The organism is Magnetovibrio sp. (assembly GCF_036568125.1).
Classification (GTDB): domain Bacteria; phylum Pseudomonadota; class Alphaproteobacteria; order Rhodospirillales; family Magnetovibrionaceae; genus Magnetovibrio.
The window spans coordinates 63512-75268 of record NZ_DATCTF010000014.1 but is presented as its reverse complement, the minus strand read 5'-3'; the positions used below and the strand labels follow the sequence as shown (position 1 = coordinate 75268).

General features: G+C 58.3%; 15 protein-coding genes. 6 read left to right on the top strand and 9 right to left on the bottom strand.

All coding sequences use genetic code 11. The features are described 5' to 3' along the window. Positions 1 to 19: 19 nt before the first annotated feature. The 3 genes from VIN96_RS12050 to folK all read right to left on the bottom strand — a co-directional run bounded on the left by VIN96_RS12050 (position 20) and on the right by folK (position 3439). Positions 20 to 2197: a bifunctional (p)ppGpp synthetase/guanosine-3',5'-bis(diphosphate) 3'-pyrophosphohydrolase gene (locus VIN96_RS12050; RefSeq protein WP_331896474.1), complete on the bottom strand. Its 2178-nt coding sequence runs from the start codon at positions 2195 to 2197 to the stop codon at positions 20 to 22. Between the two features lie 145 nt (positions 2198 to 2342). Beyond that, positions 2343 to 2771, bottom strand: coding sequence for a DNA-directed RNA polymerase subunit omega (gene rpoZ / locus VIN96_RS12045; protein WP_331896473.1), 429 nt, complete (start codon positions 2769 to 2771; stop codon positions 2343 to 2345). Positions 2772 to 2878: 107 nt separating this feature from the next. Continuing rightward, positions 2879 to 3439, bottom strand: coding sequence for a 2-amino-4-hydroxy-6-hydroxymethyldihydropteridine diphosphokinase (folK, locus tag VIN96_RS12040; RefSeq protein ID WP_331896472.1), 561 nt, complete (start codon positions 3437 to 3439; stop codon positions 2879 to 2881). Positions 3440 to 3573: 134 nt separating this feature from the next. Here folK and VIN96_RS12035 point away from each other — a divergent pair, with 134 nt between their 5' ends. Genes VIN96_RS12035 through VIN96_RS12020 form a run of 4 tightly spaced genes read left to right on the top strand, consistent with a single transcriptional unit; the run spans position 3574 to position 5738 of the window. After that, positions 3574 to 4233 (top strand): NYN domain-containing protein, encoded by a 660-nt coding sequence (locus VIN96_RS12035; RefSeq protein ID WP_331896471.1) that lies wholly within the window; start codon positions 3574 to 3576, stop codon positions 4231 to 4233. 14 nt (positions 4234 to 4247) lie between these two features. Further along, complete coding sequence (locus VIN96_RS12030) at positions 4248 to 4871, top strand: uracil-DNA glycosylase (RefSeq protein WP_331896470.1); 624 nt, start codon at positions 4248 to 4250, stop codon at positions 4869 to 4871. 49 nt (positions 4872 to 4920) lie between these two features. Further along, positions 4921 to 5532, top strand: a complete 612-nt coding sequence (gene thrH, locus VIN96_RS12025) for a bifunctional phosphoserine phosphatase/homoserine phosphotransferase ThrH (RefSeq protein WP_331896469.1) — start codon at positions 4921 to 4923, stop codon at positions 5530 to 5532. An 11-nt stretch (positions 5533 to 5543) separates the two neighbouring features. Beyond that, entirely contained in the window at positions 5544 to 5738 is a 195-nt protein-coding gene (locus VIN96_RS12020) for a DUF4169 family protein (RefSeq protein ID WP_331896468.1), read from the top strand. Between the two features lie 19 nt (positions 5739 to 5757). Here the strand turns inward: VIN96_RS12020 and VIN96_RS12015 are convergent, their stop codons facing one another. Then, positions 5758 to 6000, bottom strand: a complete 243-nt coding sequence (locus VIN96_RS12015) for a DUF4170 domain-containing protein (protein WP_331896467.1) — start codon at positions 5998 to 6000, stop codon at positions 5758 to 5760. A gap of 338 nt (positions 6001 to 6338) precedes the next feature. On the opposite strand from VIN96_RS12015, the gene VIN96_RS12010 reads away from it, so the two are divergent. Next, positions 6339 to 7883, top strand: a complete 1545-nt coding sequence (locus VIN96_RS12010; protein ID WP_331896466.1) for an adenylate/guanylate cyclase domain-containing protein — start codon at positions 6339 to 6341, stop codon at positions 7881 to 7883. Between the two features lie 9 nt (positions 7884 to 7892). Here VIN96_RS12010 and VIN96_RS12005 read toward each other — a convergent pair whose 3' ends face one another. Further along, complete coding sequence (locus VIN96_RS12005) at positions 7893 to 8270, bottom strand: response regulator (RefSeq protein ID WP_331896465.1); 378 nt, start codon at positions 8268 to 8270, stop codon at positions 7893 to 7895. A gap of 184 nt (positions 8271 to 8454) precedes the next feature. On the opposite strand from VIN96_RS12005, the gene VIN96_RS12000 reads away from it, so the two are divergent. Next, a complete protein-coding gene (locus VIN96_RS12000) occupies positions 8455 to 9003 on the top strand; it encodes a hypothetical protein (protein ID WP_331896464.1) in 549 nt (182 codons plus the stop codon). Here VIN96_RS12000 and VIN96_RS11995 read toward each other — a convergent pair. The 4 genes from VIN96_RS11995 to dapA are packed head-to-tail and all read right to left on the bottom strand — an operon-like array spanning position 9000 to position 11701. Next, a complete protein-coding gene (locus VIN96_RS11995; protein ID WP_331896463.1) occupies positions 9000 to 9548 on the bottom strand; it encodes a glutathione peroxidase in 549 nt (182 codons plus the stop codon). The two genes, VIN96_RS12000 and VIN96_RS11995, sit on opposite strands and share 4 nt — an antisense overlap. Beyond that, complete coding sequence (locus tag VIN96_RS11990; RefSeq protein WP_331896462.1) at positions 9541 to 10254, bottom strand: sulfite oxidase-like oxidoreductase; 714 nt, start codon at positions 10252 to 10254, stop codon at positions 9541 to 9543. The genes VIN96_RS11995 and VIN96_RS11990 overlap by 8 nt, the downstream gene beginning before the upstream one ends. Positions 10255 to 10311: 57 nt before the next feature. After that, positions 10312 to 10800 carry an SsrA-binding protein SmpB gene (gene smpB, locus VIN96_RS11985; protein ID WP_331896461.1) on the bottom strand — a complete coding sequence of 163 codons (489 nt, stop codon included), beginning with the start codon at positions 10798 to 10800 and terminating at the stop codon, positions 10312 to 10314. 25 nt (positions 10801 to 10825) lie between these two features. Continuing rightward, entirely contained in the window at positions 10826 to 11701 is an 876-nt protein-coding gene (gene dapA, locus VIN96_RS11980) for a 4-hydroxy-tetrahydrodipicolinate synthase (RefSeq protein ID WP_331896460.1), read from the bottom strand. Positions 11702 to 11757 lie beyond the last annotated feature (56 nt).

Genomic DNA, 11757 nt, shown 5'->3' with positions numbered 1-11757 from the left:
AGTTATTTAGGAGCACATCTCAACCGCGGGCGCGTTCGATGGAGTTGATTTCTGGGGTCGCGCGCAAGGCGGCGATGATCTCGGACAAATGCTTGACGTCACGGACCTCGACATCGACCAGCATGTCGTAGAAATCCACCGAGCGAGAGATGATCTTGAGATTGGAAATGTTGCCCTCGCCGCGCGCGACCACGTTCGAAAGCGCGCCCAGGGCGCCGGGCACGTTGAGCAGCGTCAGGTGAATGCGGCTGACGTGATTGTCGTCGCTCTGAGACTCGGATTGTTCCCACGACACGTCGATCCAGCGTTCGGTCTGGTCTTCGTATTGGTGCAGGCCGTCGCAGTCGATGGTGTGAATGGTCACGCCCTTGCCGGTGGTGATGATGCCGACGATGCGATCGCCCGGCAGCGGATGGCAGCACCCGGCGTAATGGACCGCCATGCCGGGAATCAGGCCGCGGATGGGAATGCCGGCGAAATCGCCCTTTTGCTTGGCCTTTTTGGCGCGCGCGTTGCCGATCGGAACGATTTTACCCAGTTTGTGGGCGACGCTTTCCTTTTTGGTGCCGGGATAGACCGCTTCCAAGACCTCGCGCGCCGTGGTATGGCCCATGCCGACCTCGGCGACCAGGTCGTCCACGCTGTCTTTTTGGAAGATCTTCACCACGCCCTTGAGGCCTTTTTCGGTGAGCGGATAATCCTCCTCGACGAACACCCGTTCCAGCATGGCGTTGCCCAGCGCAATATACTGATCGCGTTCTTTCAGGCGGACATAGCGGCGAATACGCGCTCGAGCCTTGCCGGTGACGACGAAGTTTTCCCACGTCGGCGATGGGGTGTGGGTTTTCGACGTGACGATATCGACCTGGTCGCCGTTTTTCAGCCGCGTGCGCAACGGCATCATGCGCCCGTTGATTTTCGCGCCGACGCAGCGATCGCCCACTTCGGTGTGCACCGCGTAGGCGAAATCCACCGGTGTGGCGTCTTGCGGCAGATTGATCAGGTCGCCCTTGGGCGTGAAGCAGAACACTTGGTCCTGGAACATCTCCAACTTGGTGTGTTCGAGGAATTCTTCCGGTTCCGCCGCCGTTTCGAGAATTTCCAGCAGTTCGCGCAGCCAGCGGTATTGTTTGCCGTCGGTGGGCTTGCCGCTGACGCCGTCATCGGATTTGTAGCGCCAGTGTGCAGCCACGCCGTTTTCCGCCACTTCGTGCATGGAGCGGGTGCGGATTTGAATTTCGATGCGGTGCTTTTGCGGTCCGATCACGCCGGTGTGCAGCGACTGATAGCCGTTGGGTTTTGGCACCGAGATGTAGTCCTTGAAGCGCCCCGGAACCACCCGATAGGCATGGTGGATTACGCCCAATGCCTTGTAGCATTCCGTGGTGTCGTCGACCGCGATGCGAAACGCCATGATGTCGGACATGGCTTCGAACGGCACGTCCTTTTTCTGCATTTTGCGCCAGATCGAGTACGGGGTTTTTTCCCGTCCCGTGACGTCGGCGTCGACCTCGTATTTTTTTAGGGTTTCGGACAGTTCGGCGATGATGCGCGGCACCAAGGTCTTGCCTTCGTCGCGCAAGTAATCCAAGCGTTTGAGCACGCTGTCGCGGGCTTCCGGGTTGATTTCGGCGAACGACAGGTCGTCGAGTTCGTTCTTCAGCTCCTGCATGCCGATGCGTTCGGCCAAGGGAGAGAAGATTTCCATGGTTTCGGTGGCGATGCGTTTGCGTTTTTCAGGCTTCTTGATGTAATGCAGCGTACGCATGTTGTGCAGGCGGTCGGCCAGTTTGACCAACAGCACGCGGATGTCTTCGGACATCGCCAGCAGCAGCTTGCGGAAATTTTCGGCCTGTTTGGAATGGTCCGACTGAAGTTCGATCTGGGTCAGCTTGGTGACGCCGTCGACCAGTTTAGCGACCTCGACGCCGAACATTTTTTCCAACTGCTCGATGGTCGCGCCGGTGTCTTCAACGACGTCGTGCAGCAGCGCGGTGGCGATGGTCGCGGCATCCAGACGATAGCCGGTCAAAATGCCGGCGACTTCCAGCGGGTGGGAAAAATACGGATCGCCCGATGCGCGCATCTGCGAGCCGTGCGCCTTCATGGCGTAGACGTATGCGCGGTTGATCAGGTCCTCATCGGCGCCGGGATCGTAGGATTTGACGGTTTCAACCAGTTCGAACTGCCGGATCATGAAAAAGCCCTCCGCACGACGACGGTCGAAGACCGGTGTGCAAAGGGCGTTTCATGGCAGTTCTCAAGGCAAATTTGGGGGAGAGACGCCCCGGGGATGAAGGCTCGGCACGCCTGAAGTTGACGGTCTGCGTGCCGGATCATCCTCAATACCCCTCGATTTCTGCCCCTTCCATCATGGCTTCGGCTTCGGCCATGGCGTCGGCAACATCTTCGGCGGCCACGTCGTGGACCGTCAATTCGTCTTCCTCGACCTCTTCGGCTTCGTTGGCTTCACCGCCATATTCGCCGGAGACATCTTGTTGCAGGGCGCGGACGTCCATCTCTTCTTCGATGGGTTCGTCGCTTTCCACGTAACGCTGCAAGCTCTTGACCAGGGTTTCTTGCAAGACGCCGTAATCGACGGTTTCGTCGGCGATTTCGCGAAGCGCGACAACGGGGTTTTTATCGTTGTCGCGGTCCATGGTCAGTTCCGCACCGGCGGAAATGTCGCGCGCACGCTGCGCGGCGGTCATCACCAGCTCAAAGCGGTTGGGAATTTTGGTAACGCAATCTTCGACCGTAACGCGGGCCATGGTGCAGCTTCTCCAATACCAGGGTGTGAATCAGCCGATTATATATTGTGTTGGTCGGCAGAAGGCAACATTTAACGAAATATAATTACGCGTTTTTTCAAGGATTTTCAGTCGTCATCCAGATCGTCGTCGAAATAGGGCTCTTGCGCGCCGTGCTCGGGCTCCATGGCGCGGATCACCTGTTCGTCGCTTAAGTCCGCGATCAATGCGTCCAAGGTCGCACCGGTGCGCGGATGAATCCACCCCGGAACCACGTCGCGCAACGGCAGCAGCACGAACGCCCGTTCGTGCATACGCGGGTGCGGCACGTCGAAATCCTGATCGTCCGCCGTGACGAAGTCGTCATAGGCCAACAGATCCAAATCGAGCACCCGCGGGGCGTTCTTTTCACTGCGGACCCGGCCGAAATCCGCTTCGATGGCGTGCAAAACGTCCAAAAGCGCACGCGGGCTCAAGTCCGTGTCCACCAAGCACACGCCGTTGACGTACCAAGGCTGGTCGCTGATGGGAACCGGCGCGCTTTCGAACCAGCGCGAACGGCGGCGCACGCGCACGGCCGGATGGGCGTCAAGCGCCGCCAAGGCGGCCTCGATCGTCTGGGCAGGGGTGCCGTAGCGCGCGGATGGCAGGTTGGCGCCGAGAGCGATTAAGATCGTGGACTTCAACATGTTGGCAGCAACGACACCCTAATTTAAATGCGTGCAAAATGCCTTGCACGCCCTCATGACAGCGCCTACCTATAATCCATCTGCATAATTTCAGATATATTTCGTTTTCATTATTTTATAAGGGATTGATTAATATGATATTTTACCCTCAAGAACGGATCGGATTGTTCATCGACGGCTCCAACCTGTACGCTGCGGCGCGGGCGCTTGATTTTGATATCGACTACAAACGTCTGCTGGAACATTTTGCCGCCAAGGGGCACTTGATCCGGGCGTTGTATTACACGGCGCTGATGGACGATGCGGAATATTCCCCGCTACGCCCGCTGGTCGATTGGCTGGATTATAACGGCTATACCATGGTCACCAAACCGACCAAGGAATTCACCGACAGCGCCGGTCGGCGCAAAATCAAAGGCAACATGGACATCGAGCTGGCCATCGACGTGATGGAAATGGCCGACAACCTCGATCACGTGGTGCTGTTTTCCGGCGACGGCGACTTCCGCCGCTTGATCGAAGCCATTCAGCGCAAGGGACTGCGGTGTTCGGTGGTCAGCACCGTCAAGTCGTGTCCGCCGATGGTGGCCGACGAACTGCGCCGCCAGGCCGACCATTTCATCGAACTGGCCGAATTGCAAAAAAGCATCGGGCGCAGCGGCGATCGCCCCGTCCGTCCGCCTCGCGAACATGGCCAAGGTAACGATTTCGTCCAACGCGACGATCAGCCCGACGCCGATGACGACGATTTGGCCGCGCCCAAGACCCCCGGCGATTTCGCTGAACTGATCTGAGCGCGCCAGCGGCCATGACGGATATCGAGCCCCACCCTGGATGTGAGCGGTGCGCGCGGCTGGTCGCCTATCGCACCGACAATCAAGCCAGTTATGCGGATTTTCACAACGCACCGGTGCCGAGTTTCGGTCCGTTGACGGCCGAACTGTTGGTCGTCGGTCTCGCGCCCGGACTTAAAGGCGCGAACCGCACCGGTCGGCCGTTCACCGGCGATTACGCCGGCGATCTGCTGTATCCGACATTGCTGGCGTTTGGCCTGGGCAGCGGAACGTATGGGGCCGAGGCCCATGACGGTCTTGAGCTGACGCGCTGCCGGATCACCAATGCGGTGCGCTGCGCGCCACCGCAAAACAAGGTGGTCGGGGGTGAAATCGCCGCGTGCAACCCCTACCTTGGCGCCGAAATCAAGGCCATGCCCAATCTCAAGGCGCTGATCGCCCTGGGCACGGTGGCACATGGCGCGGTTCTCAAAGCCTTGGGCCACAAGCTCTCGGCTTTCAAATTCGCCCATTGCGCTCAGCACGATTTGGGCGGTGGTCTGGTGTTGACGGACAGCTATCACTGTTCGCGATACAACACCAACACCGGGCGATTGACCGAGGCCATGTTTCACGATGTTTTCCGCGCCGCGCTATAGTGTTACAGTGCCGCCGCTTCGTTAATTTATTTCACACATTGAGGATGATATGCGCGTTATTTGCCTGGATATGGAAGGTGTTCTGGTTCCCGAAATTTGGCTCGGCGTCGCTGCGGAAACGGGAATTGAGGAACTGCGCCTGACCACCCGCGACATTCGCGATTACGACGAATTGATGCGCCACCGCCTGAAGATCCTCGATCAGCACGGTATCAAGATCGATCTGATCCAAGAGGTCATCGCCTCCATGGGGCCGATGGACGGCGCCAAGGACTTCCTTGCCGAGTTGCGCAGCCAAGCCCAGGTGATCATTCTCTCCGACACGTTCTACGGTTTCGCCAAACCGCTGATGGAACAACTCGACCGGCCAACGCTGTTTTGCCATTACCTCGACGTGGCCGAAGACGGGCACATTTCCGGTTACCGTCTGCGCACAACCGATCACAAAACAAAGTCTGTCAAAGCATTGAAAGAGCTGAATTTCGTCACCGCCGCCATGGGCGACAGCTACAACGACACGGGCATGATCCAAGCCGCCCACGTGAGCGCCTTTTTCCGCAGCCCGCAAAACGTGCTGGACGATTTTCCCGATTATCCGCACTTCACCGATTACGAAGCCGCGGCGAAGTTCCTGCTCACGGCCGAACCGCGCGAGGGTTGAACGCGCGCGTCATGGCCGAGATCGTCAACCTCAACAAAGCCCGCAAGGCCAAGGCGCGCAGCGACAAAGAACGCCGCGCCGAAGCCAACCGCATCAAGCACGGCACGCTCAAGGCGCTGAAACAGCTTGAAGCGGCGAAGAAAGCTTTGCGCGATAAGGACCTCGACGCCAAGAAGTTGCGCGAGACGGATGAAACCTCCGACTGAGGTCGGATAACGGCCGGACTCAATCGTCCTTTTCGTGTTCGGGGTCTTCCAACAGACGGTGCAAATGCACCAAGACGTACTTGACGTTGGCGTCGTCGACGTTGGCATGGGACTTGGCGCGCCACGCATCGAGCGCTTCGGCGTTGTTGGGGTAAATACCGACGATATCGAGCTTCGACGGATCGTCGAATTCCAGGCCGCGCGGGTCTTTGACGTGACCGCCGAAAACCAGATGAAGAAGCTGCTTGTCGCGAGTGCTCATGAGATATTTGGCCCTTTCGAGGAATGTCTTGTTCGTGGTCCGACACATCATTGTGCGCCGCAGCAATTCTACGAGCGCGATGTTTACCCCGCAAGGGAAACTCAACTTCATATGTAAAATAGACTCTCAAATCAGTGTCTTAGTCAGTCAGTGGTGTGCCTAGACTCTGATGTGTTTGGTGTCTAGTTAGACTCTCGTGATGACTGTCAGCGGGCGCGTGTGGTGTGTGGGTGGCGTGAGTTGAATATATTAAGACAGTCTTAATGACTGTCTTGACAGTGATTCTCTCTGTAATTAGACTCTGATTAGACAATGAGAGGTTTTGGGGGAAACCAACCATGCTGACCAGCAAGGATCTGTTGGACCTGACCGGCCTGTCCCGTGCGACGTTGAACAACTACATCGCGCAGGGGCTGTTGCCCAAACCGGACGTTCGACCGACTATTTCCGGTGGGCGCGCCACGCGCATCGGCTTTTTCCCCTCCTCCGTCCTCAACATCATCGAAGAGATCAACACGCTCAAACGCGAGGGATTTTCCATGTCTGAGATTACGGACAAGCTGTCGGCCACCGCTTCCGCCGCCGCAACTGCGGCCCAAACCGTGAATGCGCCACAATCCACACAAAGCATGCAAAGCGATTATGCCTCGCCGGCTTTGCCGGGCGGCGTGACCTCGATCCAGATGGGCGCTGATGGCATGCGCCTGACGTTGGATCAGATCCAGCACCCGGCCTATCTGGTCAATCCGATGTTCGAACTCGAATGGCACAACGACGCCGCCCGCGATTTGGTGCTGGGCCACGGCACCAACCTGTCCAGCGACATTCAAGAACGCAACCTGTTCGGTCTTCTGATGGATGGCGACGCCGCAATCCAGGGTGCTGCCGGCATGGACGACGTATTGAGCTTTCACCTTTCGGTGGCGAAAAACCGCGTTTCGCGACGCCAACTGCTGAGCCTCGATGCCGATCTGGACGATGAAAAGCTCGATACCTTGGTGTCCATGTACGACGACGCCGTGCCGCAAACGCCCGGCCGGGTGGTTCACGCCCAGGTCAATCTGGGCCAAGCGGGGATCAAGGACAATTGGTACAACGTTTACGTATCATTCTTTCGCGAGGGCATCTTCTTCGCCTATTCACCGATGGAAAGCCACGAAGACGAACTGATGGCGCTGTTGGCGCGCCGCGACATCGTGATCAAGGATCTGTTGAAAAAGCGGCGTCCCTACCTCACCCCGCTGGCGGTGTTGGTGGCGGATTTGCAGGGATCGGTGAAGATTTGCGCGGAATTGCCGCCCGAAGAATATTTCGAACTGATCAACGACATCTGGGGCGCGATGGAACCCAAGCTGCGCAAATATTACGCTACCCACGGCAAGCACGTGGGCGACGGCATGGTCTATTACTTCTTTCCCCAGCCGGACTGCAACTACGTGCTCAATGCGGTGCGTTGCGCCCAGGAAATGAAGGACGTGATGAAAGAGATTTCGCGCACGTGGAAAAAGCGCAAAAACTGGCTCAACGATCTTCAGCTCAACATCGGTCTGGTCGAAGGCCAGGAATGGTTCGGCACCTACCAGACGCCGACTCACATCGAATTCACCGTGCTGGGCGACACCATCAACCAGGCCGGACGCCTGTCGGATTTCGCCCAGGATGGATCCGTTTGGGTGACCAAGGCGATGCTCAGCCAAGTTCCGGCCAAGGATCGCGGCTTGATCCGCTACGGCATCCGCCGCAAGGACGAGCACGGCGCGGATATGTTGATCCCTGAAACCTTCTCGCGGATCGCCAATCTGGTCGATTTGGACAACGCCAAGTACGAAAAATTCCGCGACATCGCGGTGTTGCCGGTCACCGAAGTGCTCGACGTGGCATAACCTGATGCCTTAGACCTGAACTGTTTGATCCATAACTTGATCCACCGCCGAGATCAGATCTTCGGCCGTAAACGGCTTGCGCAGTTGCGCGGCTGCGCCGATGACCTCGGCGGCTTTGAGGTAATTCGTGTGGGCTTTACCGTACCGTGCGGTCATGGCGATAATCTTGATGTCGGGATATAGCTTGAGGGCTTCGCGGATGATGTCCAAGCCGTCGCGAAACGGCATGAAGATATCGGTGATGATGAGATCAAATTTGGTGGTTTCGCATGCATAAAGCCCCGCTTCGCCGTCAAGGGCGGTGGCGATCTCATGACGATCGCCAAGGCATACCTTGGCAAAATCCAAAATGTCCTGGTCGTCATCGATGACGAGAATTTTTACCATTTGTCGCCCCACTCCTCGCAGCACTTTTATCGATCAATACGATTTTATAATATAACTTAGAATCATCCCAACGCTTTACAGTGGCCTGTATATTTTTGTCTGTACTTGACCGCGCGCAAGGCGCTTCACGGTACCGCACGCAAGCATGAAAGCGGTTGGCATCGACGTGTTTGGGGAAAACACCATGAAAATTCACGCTCCGTTCTTATCCAAGTTTCTTGGCATCACCAAGTCTCTGGCAATCGCATTGTTATGCATGACTATCTATACCGCCGCACCTACGCGCGCACCGGCTGCCGACGTCGACTTGGCGTGTCCCGACTTGACCCGCGCCGAACAGTTGGGCACCTGCCCCACGGAACAAGAGTTGCGCGATCAGTACCGCACGACCTGTCCTGAATTCATGGAAAAACGCGGCGAATGCAAACCGTTCGAGGTCTTTGCGCGGACCAAAAACAAAGCCCTATGGGCGGCGATCAGCGGCGAAGAGGAATTTCTCTCCTACATGTCGTGCACACAGCCCAGCGATCGCGTCAAAACGGCCAAGGCCGTCAGCGTCGAAGCCAAATGCGATCCCCAGACGGGGCGCTGCAATGCCCTGTGCCGCTACGAACACGACATCGCCTTCACCCTGCGCATTAAAGGCATCTGCAAAACCGCAGGCGGCCAAAAGCTCGACTGCGCCAGCGATCCCCAAGCCTGCGTGGTGACGTGCGAACTGTTCGAAGACTAGGGCTTGTAAGGTAACAGCGTCTCGACGGCTTTAATGACCTTGTCGCTACCGGGCTTGGTGGTGGTGGAAAACCAGTCGACCAGACGGCCGTCGGGGGACACTAAGTATTTGTGGAAGTTCCATTTCGGCGCGGCCAACACGCCCAGTTCTTCGCGCGCCCATTTGTAGAACGGGTGCGCGCTTGCGCCGCTGACCACTTCCTTTTCCGCCAGCGGAAACGTCACTTGGTAATTGGTCGCGCAGAAATCCTTGATTTCACCACTGGTGCCCGGTTCCTGACCGCCGAAATCGTTGGACGGAACACCCAGCACCACCAAGCCACGGTCGCGATAGTTGTCCCACAACGCTTGCAGGCCTTCGTACTGGGGGGTGAAGCCGCACAACGACGCGGTGTTGACCACCAACACGGCCTTGCCCTTGTACTGGCTGAGCGGCAGCGGTTCGCCTTCGATGGCGGTAAAGCTGAAATCGAATGCCGACGTGCCTGCCGCAAACGCTGGTGTTGCGCCCAACAAGGCCAGTAAAGCGGCGAAAACCTTAGCCATAACGTTCTTCCTTCCACGGATCGGCGTCATTGTGATAGCCGCGCACTTCCCAAAAGCCGGGCGCGTCCTTGTCCAAAAATGTGATGTGCTTGACCCACTTGGCGCTTTTCCACAGATACAGCTTGGGAATGATCGGGCGGATCGGCCCACCGTGGGCGCGGCTGATGGGTTCGCCGTTCCAGGTGTGGGCGAGAATCACCTCGTCGTCATTGAAGACCTTCACCGGCACGTTGGTGGTGTAGCCGTCGTGAGCGTGAAAGACCATGTACTTGGCGTCCGCACGGGGCTGAACCACGGACAGAAACTGCGGTCCGGATATGCCCTGCCAACGGTTGTCGTAGCGCGACCAGGTGGTGACGCAATGAATGTCGGTGACGATGTCGACGTGCGGCTGGTCGTGAAAATCCGCCCAGCCCCAGTCGATGGGATTGTCGACCAGACCCGACACCGTCAGTCGCCATTCATCGGGTGCGATGGGCGGCTGGATACCCAGGTCGAGAACCGGGAAATCCTGGGTCAGGCGTTGACCCGGCGGCAGGCGCGGTTTGTCGGGGCCTTTGGCCGGTGCGGCCTCCCCGCTCTGGCCGCGGCCGTCGCGGGCCCATTGCTCTTTGGTGTCGATCAGCTTTTGCTTGATCGTGCCGAGCACGGTGCCGTCTTGATCGCCGGTCAGGCCGGGCCATTGGTCGTCGTCGTGATCTGTCATGAAAGCCTCCACGGAACCATTCGGCGCACCCGAGGCAAAGGTTACGCGCTCAGGATCTTAACGGTTGCTGTGGCTGAGCAAACGGGCCTTGTCGCGCTTCCAGTCCCGATCCTTGGTGGCCTGGCGCTTGTCGGCTTTGTGTTTGCCCTTGCCGAGCCCCAGTTCAACCTTCGCCATGCCGCGCGGATTGAAATAGATGCTGAGCGGTACAACGGTGTAGCCTTCGCGCTGAATGTTGGCCATCAAGCGATCGATCTCGCGGCGATGCATCAACAGCTTGCGTTCGCGTTTGGGCGTATGGCCGTTGTAGGCCGCCGCAGGTGCGTACTCAGGGATATAGGCATTGACGAGGTAGAGTTCACCATCTTTTTCAACGGCGTACGCATCACCGATGGTGGCGGAGCCCTTGCGCAAGGATTTGACCTCAGAGCCCATCAGCATGATGCCGGCCTCGAAGGTTTCCTCGATGAAGTAGTCGTGGCGCGCCTTGCGGTTTTGCGCGACGATGTCGCCGTCGGGACCGCCCTTTTTCTTCTTTTTCGCCATGACACCCCGCTTTCGTCGTACCCGTTCAGTCGATCAGGCCGAGGGTGCGAATGGCACTTTCCACCGCGATCTTAGAGCTGTCGGCGATTTCAACCATCGGCAGACGCATTTCGGCGGAGCTCAGCCCCATCAATTGGGCCGCGTGCTTGACCGGGCCGGGGCTGCTTTCGCAGAACATGGCTTGGTGCACCGGGATCAGCATCTGCTGAATTTCCATCGCGCGCGCCACGTTGCCGGAATTCCAGGCCGCATGCTGTTCGGCGCACAGCGCCGGTGCGATGTTGGCGGTGACGGAAATGCAGCCGTGGCCACCCCCCGCCAGATACGGAATGGCGGTGGCGTCTTCGCCCGACATTTGGCAGAAATCGGGGCCCAGGGCCTTGCGATAAACCAGCGGACGGCTCAAATCGGCGGTGGCGTCCTTGACGCCGGCGATGTTGGGCAGTTCCGCCAGGCGCTTGAAGGTGTCGAGCGTCATGTCGACCACGGAACGGCCGGGAATGTTGTAGATGAAGATGGGAATGCCCACCGCATCGTTGATCGCCTTGTAGTGCGCATACAGGCCCGCCTGGGTCGGCTTGTTGTAGTACGGCGTCACCACCAGCACGGAATCGGCGCCCGCGCGTTCGGCGTGCTGGGCCAATTCGATGGCCTCGGCGGTCGAGTTGGACCCCGCGCCCGCCATCACCGGCACGCGACCGGCGGCGACTTCGATGCACAACTCGGTCACGCGCATGTGTTCGCCGTGCGTCAGCGTCGGCGATTCGCCCGTGGTTCCGCACGGAACCAGACCGTCGGTACCCTGTTTAACCTGCCAATCGACGAACGATTGAAAGGCTTTTTCATCGACAATTCCGTTTTGGAACGGCGTGATGAGGGCAACGAAAGATCCCTGGTACATCTGAGGTCTCCTGGGTGAGGTCATGTTACAAGGCGGCGAACTTAGCGCCTCTCTTC

Excerpts from the sequence above, each read along its gene's own strand:
- VIN96_RS11995 (WP_331896463.1), bottom strand. The coding sequence starts at position 9,548 with ATGGCTAAGGTTTTCGCCGCTTTACTGGCCTTGTTGGGCGCAACACCA.
- VIN96_RS12010 (WP_331896466.1), top strand. The coding sequence starts at position 6,339 with ATGCTGACCAGCAAGGATCTGTTGGACCTGACCGGCCTGTCCCGTGCG.
- smpB (WP_331896461.1), bottom strand. The coding sequence starts at position 10,800 with ATGGCGAAAAAGAAGAAAAAGGGCGGTCCCGACGGCGACATCGTCGCG.
- VIN96_RS12020 (WP_331896468.1), top strand. The coding sequence starts at position 5,544 with ATGGCCGAGATCGTCAACCTCAACAAAGCCCGCAAGGCCAAGGCGCGC.
- VIN96_RS12000 (WP_331896464.1), top strand. The coding sequence starts at position 8,455 with ATGAAAATTCACGCTCCGTTCTTATCCAAGTTTCTTGGCATCACCAAG.
- VIN96_RS12015 (WP_331896467.1), bottom strand. The coding sequence starts at position 6,000 with ATGAGCACTCGCGACAAGCAGCTTCTTCATCTGGTTTTCGGCGGTCAC.
- rpoZ (WP_331896473.1), bottom strand. The coding sequence starts at position 2,771 with ATGGCCCGCGTTACGGTCGAAGATTGCGTTACCAAAATTCCCAACCGC.
- folK (WP_331896472.1), bottom strand. The coding sequence starts at position 3,439 with ATGTTGAAGTCCACGATCTTAATCGCTCTCGGCGCCAACCTGCCATCC.
- VIN96_RS11990 (WP_331896462.1), bottom strand. The coding sequence starts at position 10,254 with ATGACAGATCACGACGACGACCAATGGCCCGGCCTGACCGGCGATCAA.
- VIN96_RS12035 (WP_331896471.1), top strand. The coding sequence starts at position 3,574 with ATGATATTTTACCCTCAAGAACGGATCGGATTGTTCATCGACGGCTCC.
- VIN96_RS12030 (WP_331896470.1), top strand. The coding sequence starts at position 4,248 with ATGACGGATATCGAGCCCCACCCTGGATGTGAGCGGTGCGCGCGGCTG.
- VIN96_RS12050 (WP_331896474.1), bottom strand. The coding sequence starts at position 2,197 with ATGATCCGGCAGTTCGAACTGGTTGAAACCGTCAAATCCTACGATCCC.
- VIN96_RS12005 (WP_331896465.1), bottom strand. The coding sequence starts at position 8,270 with ATGGTAAAAATTCTCGTCATCGATGACGACCAGGACATTTTGGATTTT.
- thrH (WP_331896469.1), top strand. The coding sequence starts at position 4,921 with ATGCGCGTTATTTGCCTGGATATGGAAGGTGTTCTGGTTCCCGAAATT.
- dapA (WP_331896460.1), bottom strand. The coding sequence starts at position 11,701 with ATGTACCAGGGATCTTTCGTTGCCCTCATCACGCCGTTCCAAAACGGA.